Genomic DNA, 18,347 nt, shown 5'->3' with positions numbered 1-18,347 from the left:
TGTAGAAAAAGCAGACGAACAGAATAAGCCCCATCGCAAAGTTGAGAAAAAAACCCTTATTAAGGTTAATCTTGGCTTCGCAAAGGGGGGCTAACCCAAAATGCTACTCAATCATAAAATGTTAACTTCCGGGTGAAGCTCGATGCCAAACTGCTGCCGTACGGAGGAGATTATCTCCTCGGCCAGCTGGCGCAGGTCGTTGCCGCTGGCGCCGCCGTGGTGCACCAGCACCAGAGCCTGGCGGTCGTGTACGCCGTGGGTGCCTTCGCCGGGCCCGCGGCGCAGCCCCTTCCAGCCGGCCCGCTCGATAAGCCAGGCGGCGGGCACCTTCACGCCGCCTGGCACGGGGTAGCCGGGCAGGTCGGGGTGGTCGCTTTTGAGCTGGTCGAACTTGGCTTGCGAGACTTCGGGGTTCTTGAAAAACGAGCCCGCGTTGCCCACCTGGGCCGGGTCGGGCAGCTTGGAGCGGCGAATGTGCACCACGGCCCGGCTTACGTCGTGCGGAGTGGGTTCACCTTCGATGCCCAGCTCGGCCAGCGTTTCGGTGATGGCGCCGTAACGCACGTTAGGCTGGGCCATGCGGTGCAGGCGCAGCGCCACGGCGGTAACCACAAACTGGTTTTTGAGCGTGTTTTTGAACACGCTCTCGCGATAGCCAAAGCCGCACTCGGTGGCATTGAACAGGCGCACCTCACCGGTAGCGAGGCTCAGCGCTTCGAGGTGCTCGAAAGTGTCGCGCAGTTCGGCGCCGTAAGCCCCAATGTTCTGGAGCGGCGCGGCGCCCACCGTGCCTGGAATAAGCGAGAGGTTTTCAATGCCGCTCAGGTTCTGGTCGAGGGCGTATTCCACGAGGCCATGCCAGCTTTCGCCGGCGCCGGCCCGCACCAGGGCGGTGTGGGTGTCGGCGTCTTCGCTGATGATTTCCAGGCCGCGGATTTCGTTTTTGAGCACCACGCCGTTAAAATCTTGGGTGAACAGCAGGTTGGAGCCGCCACCTAGAATCAGCTTCTCGAGGCCTTGCACTTCGGGCAGCTGCAGGAGTTGGCGCAGCTCATCGGCCGAGCTGAAGCGGGCGAAGTAGCGGGCCTGCACGTCGAGGCCGAAGGTGTTGTAGGGGCGGAGGGAAACGTGTTGTTCGAGCAGAGGCATCATGCCGTAAAGGTAGGAGCGGGGCTTCGGCCTCGTTGCTTTGCCACCGTTTTTTGCCCCAACATTAGCCCCATGGACACCAAAGAAGCCATTCGGTTGAGCAAGTTTCTGAGCCGGCACCTGCGCCACTCACCCCAAGCCATTGGCCTGACGTTGCAGGAAGGCGGTTGGGTGGGCGTAGAGGAGCTGCTGGCCGCCTGCGCGGCGCACGGCGTGCCAATCAGTCGCGAGCAGTTGGCAGCGCTGGTGGCCGGCAGCGACAAGCAGCGCTTTGCCTTCGATGCGGCTGGCACCCGCCTTCGCGCCCAGCAGGGCCACAGCATAGCCGTTGATTTGCAGCTTAAGCCCACGACGCCCCCGGCGGTGCTGTATCACGGCACGGCCCCGGCCGCATTGCCGGCCATTCGCCGCGAGGGCCTGCAAAAGATGAAGCGCCATCACGTGCACCTCTCGCCCGATGTCGAAACGGCCCGGCGCGTGGGCGCCCGCCGTGGCAAGCCAGTTATTCTAACTGTGGACGCCCAGAGGCTGCATGAGGCCGGTGGGATTTTCTACCAATCCGGCAACGGCGTGTGGCTGGTGGAGCAGGTGCTACCGGAGTTTCTGCGGGAGCTGTGATTGCAGTAAGAACATTTGTAGAGACGCCACACTTGGCGTCTCGGCGTCCGCGCCGTTATAGAATCGTTTGGGTACCGTTCAACGACGAGACGCCAAGTGTGGCGTCTCTACATCGTAGTAAACTGCTACTCTACCGCACGCGGTAGCCCCGCAAAGCGTAAAATAGTAGGTATAGGTAGCACAGCGCTGGGACTACAAACGCCACGCGTAGACCGCCACCGTGCGTGGCGAGCCAGCCCATGAGTAGGGGAAGTAACGCACCTCCTACTATGGCCATAATCAAATAGGAAGAGCCCTGTTTGGTGAATGGCCCCAGGCCTTTAATAGCTAATGGGAAAATAACAGGCCACATGATGGAATTACATAGGCCGCAGAGTACAATAAGCCACAAAGCAGTTTCGCCCTGTGTGAAAATTGAAGCCGTTACTAGGACTGCGCCCATGGCGCATACTCCAACCAACATAGGCCGGTCCGGGTAACGCCGCAGTAAGGGGATACCGACAATACGACCCACCATCAGGCCAAACCAATACGAAGCGGCCATTACGGCTCCTACGGCTGCCGTAAAACCGTGGGCGGTGTCAATAGGCAATGGTTTCTGACCAATTAGAAAGCGGCCGTAGTCAGTGATAGCATTAAGCTTCTGCACGAGCACCTGAGTGAAAGGGCTGAGTTGCGCAATATTCTGCGACTGCCCATAGCGAATCATAAAGTCGCCAAGGCCTACTTCGACCCCTACATAAACGAAGATGGCCCCAACCCCTAGCACCAAGTGGCGGAAATCTAGCGCAGAGTGCCGGCCGGCTAGTAGCGCCGCATCGGCTTGGTCGGTTTCTTCATCGACTGGAATGCTTTCCAGCTTGGGCAGGCGCACTACGAAGAAGAGCAACGCCAGCGCAGTCAGAAAGCAAGCTAAACCAACATAAGGCATCCGAACCAAATCAGCTTCCTGCGCCAGCCGTTGGCTAATGGGTAAGGCAGCTAACTGTTTTTTCAGCAGCTCGGTGCTGCCAAACAGCAACAGCCCCCCTACCAGTGGCGAGAGGGTACCGCCAAGCCCATTGGCCACGCCCACGATGCTGATGCGACTAGCGGCTTGCCGGGCTGGTCCCAGCACCGACACATAAGGGTTGGCGGCTACTTGCAGCAGCGTAATACCCGCACCTAGTAAACTCAATCCACCCAGAAACAGGCTGAAGGCGCGCGTTTCAGCCGCTGGCACAAATAGCAAGGCTCCGCTGGCCATTACCAGCAACCCCACTACAATGCCGCGCTGGTAACCAATGCGGTTAAGAGCCCACCCCGCAGGTAGCGACATGAGAAAGTACGCGGCGAAAAATGCGAAGGGAATGAGCGAGGATTGAAAATCACTGAGTTGGCATACATCTTTAAGGTACGGCATCAGAACGCCGTTGAAGTTGGTGACGGCGCCGAACAGAAAGAACAGCGTCGTCATCAGCACCATGGGCCCGGCGTAGGAGCGGGTGGGCGCCGTAGTAGCAGTGGAAGGAGTGGTAATAGGTGCGGTGGCCATACAGGGAGTTTTTGGGATGCTAAAGGTAGAAATAAGTGGCACTCCGTCTTCGCTACCCGACCTTTGTAGTTATGCACCTTACCGCCACCACCCAGTTCGGCCTGGAAGAATTGCTCGCCGACGAGCTCTACAGCCTCGGGGCTGACATCACGCACATTGGTTCGCGCGCCGTTGAGTTCATTGGCGACCAGCGCCTGCTCTACGAAGTGGCCCTGTGGAGCCGCCTCTCCATGCGCCTGCTACGCCCGTTCGCGGCCTTCTACGCCGCCGATGAAAAGGCCTTATACCGTGAGGTGAGCCGCATCGACTGGCAGGACTTCATCGGCCCTGGCCAAACCTTCGCCATCACCTCGGTGGTCAACCGCTCCACGTTCGAGCACTCGCTCTTCGTGGCCCAACTTACCAAAGATGCCATCGTGGACCAGTTCCGTGAGCGCACCGGCGAGCGGCCCAGCGTGGACACCCGCACCCCCGATATCCGTCTGCACCTGCGCATGTCGGAAAACGAAGTCATACTCAGCCTCGACGCGGCCGGCGACTCCCTGCACCGCCGCGGCTACCGCCAGCACACCAACGAAGCGCCGCTCAACGAAGTGCTGGCCGCTGGCCTGGTCATGCTCTCCGGTTGGGACGGCAAAAAGCCGCTCATCGACCCCATGTGCGGCTCAGGTACCATCCTCACCGAGGCAGGCCTACTAGCTCAGCGCATTGCCCCTGGCCTGTTTCACCAAGGCAAGTTCGGCTTCGAAAACTGGTACGACTTCGAGCCTGAGCTCTGGAATCAGGTGCGCGAAGAAGCCAAAGGCCAGCGCCTGGAAGAACCTCAGGCTTACATCGCCGGCTCCGACCTCGACCCCAAAGTCATCGACATGGCAGCAGCCAACATCACCGCCGCGGGCCTAGAGGACTTCATCCGCCTCTCGGTGCGTGACGTGAAAGACGCTGTGGCCCCGGCCAAGGAGGAGCCTGGCATCGTCATCACCAACCCGCCTTATGGCGAGCGAATAGGGGAGGAGGCAGAGATGACCGCGCTTTACAAGACCATTGGCGACTCGCTGAAGTCTAACTTTCAGGGGTACGATGCCTTTGTGTTTACCGGAAATCTGGAGGCGGCGAAGAGCATTGGGCTAAAGGCGGCTCGGCGGACGCCGCTGTTTAACGGGCCGATTGACTGCCGGCTGTTGAAGTATGAGCTGTATCGGGGGAGCCGGCGGGCGCCATCACCTCATCCCCCGGCCCCCTCTCCCGCGGAGAGGGGGAGCCACGGCGGCGCAGTAGAAGAGGGTGGAGAATAACAACGCAGGAATAAAAATAAAAAAGTCGTCAGGCTCCCCCTCTCCGCGGTAGAGGGGGCCGGGGGGGGGAGGTGAGCCAGTCGCGCCGCATTATTTACCCCCATGGAAACCCCATCCGGCCCCGAAGACATCGCCAGCTTTGTTTTCACCACGCAAGTACGTCCATGGCGCAAGCAGCTGAAAGAATATGCACGCCAAAACCGGCGTCAGCCCACGGACGCCGAGGCTCAATTGTGGCAAGCATTACGCGGTTCGAAGCTAGGCGCTAAGTTCCGCCGCCAGCACGCCATTGGCTTTTTTATTGTCGATTTTATCTGCGTTGCCGCCAACCTTACCATAGAGCTTGACGGCGAAATACACGCCACTCCCGAGCAGGCCGAATACGACGCCGGCCGTACCTTCACACTAACGGAATTAGGATACCGCGAACTGCGTTTCACCAACGAACAAGTGCTAACTAGCTTGGACGAAGTCCTTGCTGCCATCACCGAAATTCTACAAGACATAATACTCCCCAACGAGTCATCTGGCTCCCCCTCTCCGAGGGAGAGGGGGCCGGGGTGAGGTTACCCAGAATACCATGCCTACAACCCTTGCTGCCGCCAAACCCGACCTGCTGCCCGCTGCCCGCCAGGCCCTGAAACGGTATTATGGCTACGACAACTTCCGCCCCATGCAGGGCGAAATCATCCAGCATATCCTGGCCGGCAACGATACCGTGGTGCTCATGCCGACCGGTGGCGGCAAGTCGGTCTGCTTCCAGATTCCGGCGGTAGTGTCGGAGGGTACCTGCATTGTGGTTTCGCCACTCATCGCCCTGATGAAGGACCAAGTGGAGGCGCTGAAGGCGAACGGCATTGCAGCCGCCTACATCAATAGCAGTGTGGGCCAGAGCGAGGCGAATGACATTGCCCGGGCAGCTGTGGGTGGCTACCTCAAGCTGCTCTACGTTTCGCCGGAAAAGCTGCTTTCTGAAGGGTTTTTGCAGTTTTTGAACCGGGTCAACATCAGCCTTTTCGCCATCGACGAGGCGCACTGTATTTCGAGCTGGGGCCACGATTTCCGGCCCGAATACACCCAGTTGGGCGCCTTGCGGACGCACTTTCCCAACACGCCCATTATTGCCCTCACGGCCACGGCCGACCGCCTCACGCAGCGAGACATCAAAACCCAGCTCAATTTGCACGAGCCCAAGGTGTTCCTGTCCAGCTTCGACCGGCCGAACATCAACATGCTGGTGCGCCCCGGCCAGGACCGGGTGGGCTCGGTGCTCGACTACATCACCCGCCATCCGCAGAACCCCGGTATCATCTACTGCCTTTCTCGCAAAACCTGCGAGACCATTTCCCAGAAGCTGCAGGCAAAGGGCATCAAGGCTGCGCACTACCACGCCGGCCTTACGCCCTTGCAGCGCGGCAAAGCCCAGGAAGCCTTTTTGCAAGATGATATTCAAGTAATTGTGGCTACCATCGCCTTCGGCATGGGCATCGACAAAAGCAACGTGCGTTGGGTGATGCACTACAACCTGCCTAAAAACATCGAGGGCTACTACCAGGAAATCGGCCGCGCCGGGCGCGATGGTGCGCCCTCCACAGCTATCCTGTTCTACAGCTTTGCCGACGTGATGCAGATGCGCGAGATGGTAACCAAAGACGTGCCCGCGCGCCAAGCCCAGCTCAACACCGCCAAGCTTGAGCGCATGCAGCAGTTTGCGGAAGCCGCTTCCTGCCGCCGCAAAATTCTGCTCAACTACTTCTCCGAAACCCTGGGCGACGACTGCGGCAACTGCGACATCTGCCGCAACCCACCCACTACCTTCGACGGCACCCTAATTGCCCAAAAAGCCCTTTCGGCTGTGTTCCGCAGCCGCGAGCGGGTGGCCATCAACCTGCTTATCGACATCCTGCGCGGCATGCGCAACCAGGCCGTGCTGCAAGGCGGCTACGACCAAATAAAGACCTACGGCGCGGGCCGCGACCTGCCTTACCTCGACTGGTACAGCTACATCCACCAGATGCTGAACGACGGCCTGTTCTACATCGCCTACGAGGAAGGCTACGCCCTGAAAATCACCGAGCGCGGCCACCAGGTGCTGAAAGGCCAGCTGACTTTGCCGCTCAAGAAATTCCAGCCTTCGGAGAAAGCCGAGAAGCCCACCCGCGCTAGCAAAAAAGCCGCCTCCACCACGGCCACCATCGGCACGCCCGAGGCCCAACTGTTCGACAAGCTGCGTAAGCTCCGCAAACAGATTGCCGACGAGCAAGGCGTGCCGCCCTATGTGGTGTTCTCCGATGCCACGCTGCAGGAAATGGCCGCCGAGCGCCCCGTGAGTCGCGTGGGCATGCTGGGCATCTCGGGTGTGGGCATGAAGAAGTTCGAGACCTACGGCGAGTCCTTCATCAAGCTGATTCTGGAGCACGGCGGCGCCAACGCCACGCCCTCTGATTCCGACAACGTGTTCGTCCCGCCGCCACGCCCCCGCACCCCCGTGGGCGAGCAGCCTGTGAGCGACTCGGAGGATGCTACCATCCAGTTTCACCAAATGGGCCTCACGCCCGAGGATATTTCCGAGCGCCGCGGCCTAGCCCTTAGTACCGTGAAAACGCACCTCTTCAACGCCTACGCCAAGGGCCGCGAGCTGCGTATCCACGACTTTGTGAGTGACGCAGAACTGGCCGAAATCTTCACCGCCCGCGCCCAGCTTGGCGGCGACCCCACGCTGCGCGACCTGTTCGACCACCTGCGCGAGAAGTACGACTACTTCCAACTGCGTATGGCGGCGCTGTACCACAAGCGCTTGCGGGGACAGTAAGCATTGACTGGGTTGAATCTCAAGCCGCTTTGGATACCCTGGAAACGGCCTGACCCCCGCACAAGTACTCCGCGAACTTCTGCGTTACTCTCCGCGCACCTCAGCGAGAAAATATGCCCCGACGTCTGCTCCTCGCCCTCGCGGCTATACTCATCGCTGCCTTCGCGGGGCTGATGCTCACCAAAACGCTGCCTTACTACACCTTTGAGAAGGGTGTTCACTTTCTCACTACCAAGAGCGACGAAACCAACGACAACCCCGTTTTCCGGTTGGGGTTCTACGTGCACATCACCACCAGCCTTGTGGTGCTGGTGCTGGGGCTGCTCCAGTTTCTGCCGGTGCTGGCGCGGCGCGGGCCGGGGCTGCATCGGCAGCTAGGCAAGGGCTATATCATCGGGGTTTTGGCGCTGGCGGCTCCTTCGGGCCTCATTCTGGCCCGCTTTGCCAATGGCGGGCTGGCGGCGCAGGTCGGCTTCTCCTTGCAATGCCTGGTGTGGTGGCTCTGCACTTGGAAGGCCTACCAGGCGGCCCGCCAGCGGCAGTGGAGCCTGCACGTGGAATGGATGCTGCGCTCCTTTGCCGTGACCTTGGCTGCGTTGGCCCTGCGGGGCGAAAGCTATGTGATGTACTATGTGTTCGAAACCAAGCCCATTGAAACGTATTTGACCGTAACGTGGCTCTCGTGGGTCGGCAACCTGATTCTGGTGGAATTGATGATTGAGATAGGGTTAGGGCGGTATTTTCTGCGTGAGTTTATGCCGGAATTGCGGGGTAAATTGGCAGCATGAAAAAGTGGGTCTATCTATATTTATTGGCCTTGCTGGCCTTGGCGTGTCAGCAACAAAAACCAGTTGCAAATGCTTTGAAGGACGCCGAAGTGCGCACCACAACGGCAGACTCGATAAAGACGGGGACCGTTTCGACGGTATCTTCTGTAGCTGCCGATTCGCTGATGCCCGCAACACGGACCCTGTTGCAGCAATACGACTTAGCTCCGCTCTGGAAGGGCTACGCACAACAAGGCCGTGCAACCCAACCAATGGAAGGGTTTTACGGCCCGCCACACTATCGCATCTCATTTTACTTTAGCAAAGTAGAGCGCGACCCGGCTCAGCCAAACGTCTTCCACGTCATGGGGCTCGACCGATATAAAAAAGTCATCACGCCTTTTAGCGGTACCATTACGGTGCACTCGCTCCGGCCCTTCAGCAAGGAAATGTTTATTGATGCCGAGCCGGCCGACTCGGTTGCGCCGGCTTACACGGCTGTTGCGCGGTTTGTGCTCAAGGAAGACCCCAGCACCAAAGGCGCCGGCAATTACAGCGGGCAAGCCTTGCTTGATTTCTACATCGATGGCCAGCAACACCTTAAACTGGCCGTCAGTCATCCCATGGCCAGCGAACACAACCCAACCGGTGGTGCTGGACTCATTTTCAAGGGATACCACATTAGTAACCAGACAGGCCAGCGCAAGTCAGTAGCATTTTCTGCCGACTATAGCGTGGTGGTGCCCCAGACTTTGGCCAAACTGGGCATCGGTGACCGAAGCGAAGGAGTAAATCCTAACCTGGCCAAACTGGGCTGGAACGAAGCCTGGGAAAACGACGAATGGTGGGCTAAGTCGCCTAAGCCCTCTTTGAATCTCTAGGTCTGGTCAATCCCTCGTTCCTCAACCCTCTAGCATGAAAACAGCGCTTTCCTTTTGCTATATGCCATGCAGGGTTGGAACAGCTATTGGGAGAACGAGGAATGGTGGGCTGGCTCGAAGCGCTTGGTCCCGCCTCAGATGCCACACGTACCGGTTGGCATGGCAGCAGAGCCAACTGTTGTGGCCGATAGCGTCATATTGCCGTGAAAAATCACCCACTGCCACGCTTCGTAATCATGTACGGTGAGACGTTAAATCAACCCTGAATAGGCTGGCGTAGGCTGGAAAACAGTGCCGAAAACAAAGAAAGTTGGCTTAATAAATTTGTAGCTTAACGCTAAAGTGGTGGGCAGAAAATTATTAGCTAAGTGAATTAGTAACTTTGCGCTTGCGTTGCTAACTTCACCAGCCGAATCTGCGTTGAAACCAACGCCATTCCCGGCTGCTGCCTCCCCGATGATTAATACTAACCTCAAGTTTTGCCGGCGCGAGCTCGCCCTCACGCAGGCCCAGATGGCCGATAAGCTCGGCATCAAGCGCTCCTTGGTGGGAGCCTACGAAGAAGGCCGCGCCGAGCCCCGCCTCGCTACCCTTGTCAACATGGCCCGCTTGTTCGGCATCACGCTCGACCAACTCGTGACCACTGACTTTAGCAAGCGCAAGAACGCCAAAGCCATCGGCGCCATGCGCGCCCAGGAGCCCGCCGCTGCCGGCACCGATACCGACGACGATACCGACCCGCCCACGACGCCCGCTGGCGGCAAGCTCCGCATCTTGGCCCTTACCGTGGACAAGGACCAAAACGAAAACATTGAGCTGGTGCCCCAAAAAGCCGCGGCTGGCTACCTCAACGGCTACGCCGACCCCGAGTACCTGGAAGTGCTGCCCAAGTTCCGGCTGCCCATGCTCTCGCAAACCGGCACCTACCGCGCCTTCGAAATTGCCGGCGACTCCATGCTGCCCATTGCCAGCGGCACGGTCATCGTGGGCCGCTACGTCGAGGATTGGGCCACCATCAAGGACGGCACGCCGTGCATCGTGGTGAGCAGCAAGGAGGGCATCGTGTTCAAGCGCGTCTTTAATAAGCTACGCTCGGGTGCCATGTTTGTCCTGCACTCCGACAACCCCAGCTTCTCGCCTTATGACATTAACGTCGACGATGTGGTGGAAATCTGGGAAGCCAAGAGCTATATCAGTAGCACCTTCCCCATTGCCGAGCTCTCGCTGGAGCGCGTGGCCAGCCTCGTGCTCGACCTGCAGCAGCAGGTGGCGCAACTGAAAAAGGCGTAGAGAAACAAGGACGTAATGCCATGCTGTCCTGCTTATAGGGCATCCTGAAGAAGGCAAACAGCGATAACTGCATAATAGCATAGAGCCCAACTTCCTCAGTTTTGCAAGCCCTTCCGTATCCACGGGAGGGCTTTGCTATTTGGGGCCTTTAACTAAGGCGCACGGAACCGCGTATGCGAAGCACGACCACTCTCTTGTTTCAGCTCTATGCTTAAATACATCTCCGCCGCCGACCGCCATCATGCTGCTCCTGCCGCCTGGCTGAGCAGCTACTTCTTGTTTTCGTTCGCCGATTACTTTGACAGCGACAACATGCATTTTGGCCCGTTGCGGGTCTTCAACGACGACAACGTGGCGCCCCAGTCCGGCTTTCCGCAGCACCCGCATTCGGAAATGGAAATTGTAACGCTAGTGCTCGAAGGCGAAGTGACCCACCAGGACACGATGGGCAACAAAACGACCATCAAAGAAGGGGAGGTGCAGCGCATGACGGCCGGCACCGGCATGGCCCACTCCGAGTTCAACCGGCAGGATAAACCTTTGCACTTGTACCAGCTCTGGTTTATACCTGGTCAGAAAGGCTTGGCCCCCAGCTACGAGCAAAAAGACCTGGGCTTTACCAGCGGCAACAAAAACGAGTTGGTGCCGCTCGTGACCGGCCAGAAAGTGCTGGAAGACGTAGTATACATGAACTCCAACAGCACGGTTTACTGGTCGAACCTGAACGAGGACAATGAAATATCGTTCAAGACCTTTCCCATCCGTCTCACCTTCATCTACGTGAAAGAAGGAGTCATTTTCGTGAACGGAACCGAACTTGGCCCCAACGACCAAGCCCGTATGACCAATGACGACGTGGTGCACATCCGCGCCACCAAGGATTCGCAATTCATCCTGATTGACTTGCCCGCTTCAGAAGCCAACTACTAGGGCGGTTCCCAGGTCCGGAAATGGGCAGGTAGTAACGCGAACTACAAAGTTCGCGCTAATACCTGCCCTCTTGAAAGCGGCTGCCATAAGCCGAAAGCCCCGACTCTGCTCAGAGCCGGGGCTTTTGTACGCTAGGGGCGGCTACTGCGAACAGGCCGTTTCCGCTAGGTGAATGGTGTGCGGTGCCCGCAGCTTTCACTTTAGCCACCCCTGCGAATTAGAAATTATAAGAAGCACCCGCCGAGTAACCCGTCGACTTGCCAATGTTGCGGCCGAACACGTAGGTGCTCACCCCAAATACCACCCCAATGCCATTGGCCAGGGGCCGATAGATGCTGCCGCCCAGGCGAACGAAGTTGACGCGAGTGGCCGGGAAAAAACCGTTGAATCCTTCCTGCGAAATGTCGGTGCCGCCGTTGGATTCCTGAAAGGAAGCGAAGCCTTCGAGGTAGGTTTTGGGACCGGCGTAACCAAGCTTGGCTTCGCCTACCAGGGCATGGGGCACTTGGCCCGTGCGCAGGCTGTAGCCCACTTGGCCGGTGGCGAACACGCCGGAGCTGGTTTTGAGGTGAGCCACGCCCGAGGCGGTGTACTTGGTGGCGCGGTTGCCAATGGCAATGATGTAGCCGTAGCCGGTATTGGTCTGGTAGTCGCTGACCGGGGTACTAAAGCTGGCCACCCCCAGCAAGTCGAGGATGCTCGTGCCAATCTCGCGGGTGTAAGTCTTGAACTTGAGCAGCGCCGTGAGGTCCTGCAAGCCTTGGCGGACGTTGGTGTAGCCCTGGGTAGAGTAGAGGGCGTTCAGGTCGCTGATAACCGTGCCTGCCGCTTTGCCCTTCGACTGAATGTAGGGCAGGCTGACCACGGCGTCAATCTTGTCGCTGAGGCCATAGGTGCCGTAGAGGTTCAGCGAGTTCACGCGCACCTCCTGGAAGATGGGCACGCCGTCAATCTTATCGGGGGCGAGGTATACCGACTCGTAGCTCTCGGTGGTGCCCGACACCACCACCGAGCCGTGGCCTTTGCCCGCCATGAAGCCGCTTACCAAACTCTGCGCTTGTGCGGCAGAAGTCATGCCGACGATAAATAAAGTGCTTAAAACTGCCGAGGAAAAGTTTCGCATAAATAGGGAATAGAGAAAACCAAAGGGCCTTATAAAAACCTGTTTGCCAAGTAGCATCCGCGCTTCCTATAATGTGGCCACGATGCAATTTACGGTGAGGTTTGGCCCTTCGGATTTACCTTAGCGAAATCCAAGTGGCTGCCAAATTCGTTTGTTTTCAGTGATTTGAGATGAATACACTGATAGTCTCGACAAAGCCAAGTTTTTACACGATGAAAAAAAATTACATATTGACAGCTGCTGTAGCGTTCAGCTTACTAGTAGCTGGTGGATGTGCCAAAAACACCGAAGTCGACCCGTCCATCACCAACCTGGCGGTGTCGAATCCCGATTTTCAAACCTTAGAGGATGCAGCCTTGCGCGGAGACGTTGCCATTCTGCTGGGCAACAGAAATTTCGGCGACCCCGAGGGCAAGTTCACCGTGTTTGCGCCTACCAACGCGGCCTTCGCCCGGCTGGGATTAAACTCGGCCCAAGACCTGACGGCGCTGACGCAGCCTTTCCTGCGCAGCACGCTGTTCTACCACGTGTTCAGCGGTACGCTGCCTGGCTTGGCCCTCATGCCCAATAGCACATCGCCCTCCGCAATGGGGTCGCAGCGGCGCATCATCCGGCGGGCTGATAACAGCTTGTATGTGAACGGTTCCAAAATTATGGATACGGACGTACGTGCCTCCAATGGCCTGATTCACTCCATTGATAAGGTGCTGCTGGCTACCGGTGCCGACGTGTTGAATTCGGCGCTGGCCTTGCAAAAAGGCGACGTTTTTGTGCAGCCTGAGTTGACCTTTCTGGTCGAAGCCGTGCTGTACACCAACCTGGCTGGGGCCCTCACGGGCTCGCCGGGTAGCGCGCCACTTACTGTGTTTGCGCCTACCGACCAAGCCTTTAGAGAGCTGGGCGTAATTCTGAAAGAGCCCCTCAACCAACCGAGCGACATCCGCAAGCTGCCCATAGCCACGGTGCGCGCAGTGCTACTCAACCACGTAGTGGGCGGAGCGCAGGGCGGCAAGTTCACCAGCGAGCTTCCGGAGAATGCGGTTGTGGCTTCGGCCGGGGGGGCGCCGGTCACTATGGGTGCATTCGCCAACGGCGTTCTTACGGTGCGGGGCAGCGGCAATAGCGCCAACGTGGCCAATATGGTTATTCCCGACGTGCAGTGCACCAACGGCGTAGTGCACGTTATCGACCGGGTGATACTGCCTTAGGCTCTTCGTTATTATCGTATTCAGTAAAAGCATAAAACCTCGCCCAAGTGGGTGGCGGGGTTTTATATCCGATTTCAGCTATGTTAAAGATGATGCCCCGTAGTATGGGGATTGGCGTTTTGGTTGGGTGGCTGCTGCCGGCATTGGTGTGGGCACAAGCCAGCTTTCCGCCAGTGCCAGAGCTCGCAGGTGTTTGGAGAGGGCCTCTGGCTATTCCCGGGGGCAGTTTGCCGCTTCAACTTACCATCACGCAGGCCGGCGCCAACAAGCCAGCTGCCACTCTGGACCTGCCCGCCAAGCGCATTACCCGCACTCCGGTCTCGGTAACGTTTCGGGGCGATACCCTGGTTTTTTATGCTGCCACGGTCGATTTGCGGTATGCGTGCGTACGCAGTGCCAACGGGCAGCAGCTGCGCGGCATCTGGGTACAACCTGGCTTGCGGGTGCCCCTCGTCCTCAGCCGACAGGAGGAGGGCAGCGCGTCGGTGGTGGCTAGCGGTGCCGCGGCCCCGGTGGCCACCACCTACCACACCGAGCAAGTAACCCTCAGCAGCCAGCCCGGCAACGTGCAACTGGCCGGAACCCTCAGCATTCCCGATGGCCCGGGGCCATTTCCAGCCGCCGTGCTGCTCTCTGACTTTGGCGACCACGACCGGGACGCCCGCCAGGGGAATTACCGTTTTTTTGCCGCAATGGCTACTGCAATGGCTCGCCAGGGCATTGCCGTGCTGCGCCTCGACGACCGGGGCGTGGGGCAGTCCTCGGGCGACGGTAGCCAGGTTAGGGACCTCGACCGCGTGCACGATGCCCAGGCTGGCCTTAGCTACCTGCGCCTGCGTCCCACCATCGACCCCGCAGTTACGGGCCTCATTGGCCATGGCGAAGGGGGCAACATAGCGCTGCTGGCGGCCGCTCAGCCAGTGCAACCCGGTTTCGTGGTGACCCTGGCAGCCGCCGGAGTCGAAGGGCTAGAGGTGCTGGCCAACCAGGCCGAGCCCATCACTAGCCCCGCCGACACAACCCAGGCCGGAGCTGTCCGGCGCCAGGCGTGGGCCGATGTGCTAAGCAAGGCCGCCCAGCTGCGAAGCAGTGGCTCCAACGCCGCCCAGGTAGAAACCTACGTGTCGCAGCAGCGGCTGAAAATGAAGTCCGAAGACCGCAAGCAGGCCGAAGCAACCCGCAAATTCCGACGGAGCATGTTCGAAATAGTGCATCAAACCATCAACAACGACCAAGCTCAGGCCATTGTAGTGAACATGCTCCGCCAGCGCTACCCTAACCAAGACCCTGCCCTGACCCGTCGGCGCGCCATGGACCTTACCACGCCCAAGTACCGGTCATTCCTCGCCTTTGACCCGCAGCCCAGCCTAACCGACGTGAAGTGCCCGGTGCTGTTGCTGCACGGCACCGATGATGCCGAGGTGAACGCCGCCAGCAACTTAACCAGCCTCGAAAAAGGGCTTAAAGCCAACAAGCGCGTAACATCGCGCCGGCTGGTGGGAGTCAACCATTGGTTTCAGACGCCCGCCGCGGAGCTTATCCCGAATCCGGATGGCACGGTCGACTCGGTTATTTCCATGCCGATGTTGGATACCGTGCGGGATTGGGTGCAGTTGCAGGCCGGAAGGTGATTTGACCCGGTAACCAACATAGCGCCTTAACAACAAGCCGGATACCCAAACAAAAGCGTCATGCAGTTTCCTGCATGACGCTTTTGTTTATTCCTGTAACCATATGCTTGGCAGCATCGTGAGAAAAATGCACCTCTGTCTGGCTGTGGCTACATCGTGTATTTCCGGCCTTTGTTTTGGGCCTTCAAATAGGTCATCAGCGGCTGAAAATAGTCAACCATGGCGCGGGCCGAGAGGTCCTCACCGGTTTTCTCTTTCAGCACCACGCGCCAGTCGCGGCTGGAGCCGGGGCGCATGATGTCGCGCAGAAAGTCGCCCACTTCCTGGCTGCCGTAGTAGTTGGTGGCACGCGGGTCCTGCTTCAGAATGTTCTTGGCAATGTGGTCGTGCAGCTGAAACAGGATGACGTAGCTCAGGGCGTAGTCGTAGTACTGTGCGGGGTCGTCGTTGATGTGGGTTTTGGTAGCGGGGTCGAGGTAGTTTTCGCCCCGGTTGGTGGGCGGCACTATGCCCTGGTACTGCTTGCTGAGCGCCCACCACTTGGCATTGAGCTGGTCGGCGGGCAGTTTTTCGGCGTAAAAGGCGTTTTCCCACTCGCTCATCACGCCCGAAGCAAAGGGGATGAACACCACGTAGCTCAGGGCCTCTTTCAGCAGCTGCTGGGTTTGGTCGGTCTTGGTTTTGGGGTCAATGAGGCCCAGGCCGGCCAGGAAGGGCTTTTGCTTAGCGGCCAGGCCCATCATCGAGCCAATGGCTTCGTGGTAGGCGCGGTTGGCGCCCTGGCGCAGCAGCGGCGGCACCTCGGGGTTGGAGTAGGTCTGGTAGTAGAAAATGTGGCCCAGTTCGTGGTGCGAGGTTTCATACCACTCGGTGTTGGCCTCCACGCTCATCAGGCTGCGGAGGTCGTTGCCCAGGTCCATGTGCCAGGCCGAGGCGTGGTTATTCTTCTTGTAGGTGGCGTCCTTGGGCAGGGGATACAGGCTGCTTTTGGTGTAGAACGACTCGGGCAGGGCCGGAAAGCCCAGGCTTTGGTAGAACCGCTCGCCCTGCTTCACCTGCCACTCGGCACCTTTTTTGGCCAGCGTGGCGTCCAGGTTCAGGCCTTTCACGTCGACCATCGAGCCCCAATCCTGGCCCCAACGGTTGGGCAGCCAGTGGGCCGGGAGGTAGTCGGGCACCTGCTTCACCTTGTATTTCTTAGCCAGCTCGTAGCGGGCATAAGTGTGCAGCTCGCGGTAAAGCGGCCGCAGCTCGGTGTTGATTTTGCGCACCAAGGCCATCATTTCGTCCCGGGTCAGGCCGTAGTCGCTGGCCTGGTAGGTGAAATAGTCGGGGTAGCCGAGGGCCTGCACGGTTTCGTTGCGTAGGTCGCGCAGGTTCAGCAGGCCTTCTTTCAGGGTGGGGCCGATGGCTTTGCTGGTTTCCCACACGGCCTGGCGTTTCTGCGGGTTGGTTTCCTTGCGCAGCAGCTCGTCGAGGTCGTTGGTGGTAATGGACTTGCCGGCGTACTTGTAGTCGAAACCGTAGAGCTTCTCGGTCTGAGCAGCTTCGGCGGCGATGCGGCGCTTTACCACCTCGGCCACCGTTTGGGGGTTGTTGGCGGCGTTGTAGAGCGCGGTTTCCAGCTGCTTGGTCTGAAGCTCGGTGAGGTCTGCTTTGTGCTCGAGCAGCTCACGCAACTTTTGAATATTTTCGGCGCTGCCCGTGAAGGCGGCCATGCGCTGGTTGGCGCGGGTGGTAGCGCCGCTGTTGGCCGTATCGCCGGGCACAATGCGGGTGTTGGAGCGCCACTCCGCTTCGCTCGAGGCGGTGTAGAGGCGCACGTACTCGGCGTTGTAGCCTGCGAGGAACTGCTCGGCCTGGGCGCGGTAGTCAGGTGGGGTAGCTTCCGCTTCCTGTTTCGTCTGTAAAGGTGTTTCTGGATTATTCTTATTGTGGACGGTCGCGGTGGGCGCGCAAGCGGCCAGCGAGGCAGCCGCCAGAATGGAGAGCAAGGGTGTTTTCATAAAGCAAGATTACTGAATTTCGACCTCACGAAAAAAGAACGTCATGCTGAGCTTGTCAAAGCATCTCTACCACGAGAGTAATTAATTCCTTGCGCGGTAGAGATGCTTCGACAAGCTCAGCATGACGTTCTCTATATTCTACGCCGCCTGGGCCTGACCCAAATGGCACTCCTTGTACTTCTTGCCGCTGCCGCAGGGGCAAGGGTCGTTGCGGCCCAGCTTGCGGCGGCTGCGCAGGGTCTTCAGCCACTCGCGCGGGTCGGTGGCAAAACGCAGGAAACGCTTTTTGGGATTCTGGCGAAAGGCCCGGCCCAGCAGCTCATACAGCTCGGGGTGGTTTTCCTGCAGCTTCTCGGGTTTCTCGAAGAAATACTCCGTCACCACTGCAAAAAATTCGGCTTCGTTGGTGGCGGCATAAGGGTTTATTTCCGACTTGCCGGCTTCAATGGCCGCGATTTCGCGCTTCATCACGGCGGCCCAGGGCTCTAGCAACTCGGGGGGCAGCGCGGCTTTGGGAACGCCGTCAATCACGCCGTCGGCCTCGTCCAGCATGTGCGCAAACTCGTGAATGCCCACGTTTTGGCGGTCGAGTCCATCTTTAAAGCCTTGCTCTAGCGAGGCCTTGGACAGGCGCATGTAGTGCTGGTTCTGGAAGCCCTGTACCGAGCCGAGGAGGGTGCCTTGCAGCGGTTTTACTTCCTTGCTGGGGTCATCCTTTAGCTTCCAGGCATCGGGCACGATTAGGACTTCGCCCAGGTTGGTGTATTCCCAATCGGGAAAGCCAAACACCGGAATCAGGGCCGAGGAGGCAACGAGCAGGCGCGTGGTGTCGTCTACCTCGGTTTGCACGCCGGTAATGCGCGTGCCGGCCAAAAACACCTGCACCTGCTTCTCAAATCGAACCTTCTCTTTCTTTGTGAGCGAAAGGTAGAAGGCTACCCGCTCGGAAAGGATTTGCCGCCAGGCAACCGGAAATTCTTCGGCAATGGCCGCGGTGCGTTGGCGGGCGTCGGCAGTGGCATAGCGATAGAAAACGTAGATAATGGCGACCAGCGCGGCCAGGCTAAGGATATAGGGCATGGCCCGTTTAAACGCGTCCGGCA

Annotated in this window: 15 protein-coding genes; 10 read left to right on the top strand and 5 right to left on the bottom strand. The window is 58.8% G+C overall.

From position 1 onward, the window contains the following. Positions 1-111: 111 nt before the first annotated feature. A complete protein-coding gene (gene murB / locus ACP7AJ_RS20025; protein WP_426061981.1) occupies positions 112-1,152 on the bottom strand; it encodes a UDP-N-acetylmuramate dehydrogenase in 1,041 nt (346 codons plus the stop codon). Between the two features lie 69 nt (positions 1,153-1,221). Here murB and ACP7AJ_RS20020 point away from each other — a divergent pair, with 69 nt between their 5' ends. Continuing rightward, positions 1,222-1,767, top strand: a complete 546-nt coding sequence (locus ACP7AJ_RS20020) for an RNA 2'-phosphotransferase (protein WP_426061980.1) — start codon at positions 1,222-1,224, stop codon at positions 1,765-1,767. Positions 1,768-1,897: 130 nt separating this feature from the next. On the opposite strand, the gene ACP7AJ_RS20015 is transcribed toward ACP7AJ_RS20020, so the two are convergent. Then, positions 1,898-3,301 (bottom strand): sugar MFS transporter, encoded by a 1,404-nt coding sequence (locus ACP7AJ_RS20015; RefSeq protein ID WP_426061979.1) that lies wholly within the window; start codon positions 3,299-3,301, stop codon positions 1,898-1,900. Positions 3,302-3,372: 71 nt separating this feature from the next. Here ACP7AJ_RS20015 and ACP7AJ_RS20010 point away from each other — a divergent pair, with 71 nt between their 5' ends. The 7 genes from ACP7AJ_RS20010 (at position 3,373) to ACP7AJ_RS19980 (ending at position 11,276) form a co-directional block, all read left to right on the top strand. Next, positions 3,373-4,596 carry a THUMP domain-containing class I SAM-dependent RNA methyltransferase gene (locus tag ACP7AJ_RS20010; protein WP_426061978.1) on the top strand — a complete coding sequence of 408 codons (1,224 nt, stop codon included), beginning with the start codon at positions 3,373-3,375 and terminating at the stop codon, positions 4,594-4,596. Between the two features lie 102 nt (positions 4,597-4,698). Continuing rightward, positions 4,699-5,160: an endonuclease domain-containing protein gene (locus ACP7AJ_RS20005; protein ID WP_426061977.1), complete on the top strand. Its 462-nt coding sequence runs from the start codon at positions 4,699-4,701 to the stop codon at positions 5,158-5,160. A gap of 16 nt (positions 5,161-5,176) precedes the next feature. Next, positions 5,177-7,408: a DNA helicase RecQ gene (gene recQ / locus ACP7AJ_RS20000; protein ID WP_426061976.1), complete on the top strand. Its 2,232-nt coding sequence runs from the start codon at positions 5,177-5,179 to the stop codon at positions 7,406-7,408. Between the two features lie 113 nt (positions 7,409-7,521). Then, positions 7,522-8,196 carry a DUF2306 domain-containing protein gene (locus tag ACP7AJ_RS19995; protein WP_426061975.1) on the top strand — a complete coding sequence of 225 codons (675 nt, stop codon included), beginning with the start codon at positions 7,522-7,524 and terminating at the stop codon, positions 8,194-8,196. Then, positions 8,193-9,056 carry a hypothetical protein gene (locus ACP7AJ_RS19990; protein ID WP_426061974.1) on the top strand — a complete coding sequence of 288 codons (864 nt, stop codon included), beginning with the start codon at positions 8,193-8,195 and terminating at the stop codon, positions 9,054-9,056. The genes ACP7AJ_RS19995 and ACP7AJ_RS19990 overlap by 4 nt, the downstream gene beginning before the upstream one ends. A gap of 456 nt (positions 9,057-9,512) precedes the next feature. Then, entirely contained in the window at positions 9,513-10,346 is an 834-nt protein-coding gene (locus ACP7AJ_RS19985; protein ID WP_426061973.1) for a helix-turn-helix domain-containing protein, read from the top strand. A gap of 207 nt (positions 10,347-10,553) precedes the next feature. Further along, entirely contained in the window at positions 10,554-11,276 is a 723-nt protein-coding gene (locus ACP7AJ_RS19980) for a pirin family protein (protein ID WP_426061972.1), read from the top strand. 217 nt (positions 11,277-11,493) lie between these two features. Here the strand turns inward: ACP7AJ_RS19980 and ACP7AJ_RS19975 are convergent, their stop codons facing one another. Continuing rightward, positions 11,494-12,351, bottom strand: coding sequence for a hypothetical protein (locus ACP7AJ_RS19975; protein WP_426061971.1), 858 nt, complete (start codon positions 12,349-12,351; stop codon positions 11,494-11,496). A 260-nt stretch (positions 12,352-12,611) separates the two neighbouring features. Here ACP7AJ_RS19975 and ACP7AJ_RS19970 point away from each other — a divergent pair, with 260 nt between their 5' ends. Beyond that, complete coding sequence (locus tag ACP7AJ_RS19970; protein ID WP_426061970.1) at positions 12,612-13,607, top strand: fasciclin domain-containing protein; 996 nt, start codon at positions 12,612-12,614, stop codon at positions 13,605-13,607. Between the two features lie 227 nt (positions 13,608-13,834). After that, positions 13,835-15,238, top strand: coding sequence for an alpha/beta hydrolase (locus ACP7AJ_RS19965; protein WP_426061969.1), 1,404 nt, complete (start codon positions 13,835-13,837; stop codon positions 15,236-15,238). Positions 15,239-15,387: 149 nt separating this feature from the next. Here the strand turns inward: ACP7AJ_RS19965 and ACP7AJ_RS19960 are convergent, their stop codons facing one another. After that, on the bottom strand, positions 15,388-17,244 hold the full coding sequence (locus tag ACP7AJ_RS19960) for a M2 family metallopeptidase (protein WP_426061968.1): 1,857 nt from the start codon (positions 17,242-17,244) through the stop codon (positions 15,388-15,390). 138 nt (positions 17,245-17,382) lie between these two features. Then, on the bottom strand, positions 17,383-18,324 hold the full coding sequence (locus ACP7AJ_RS19955; RefSeq protein WP_426061967.1) for a zinc-dependent peptidase: 942 nt from the start codon (positions 18,322-18,324) through the stop codon (positions 17,383-17,385). Positions 18,325-18,347 lie beyond the last annotated feature (23 nt).

Origin of the sequence: Hymenobacter sp. B1770 (genome assembly GCF_049896385.1) — a bacterium.
In the GTDB taxonomy this organism is placed as follows: domain Bacteria; phylum Bacteroidota; class Bacteroidia; order Cytophagales; family Hymenobacteraceae; genus Hymenobacter.
This window is presented reverse-complemented; position numbering and strand designations above follow the sequence as displayed.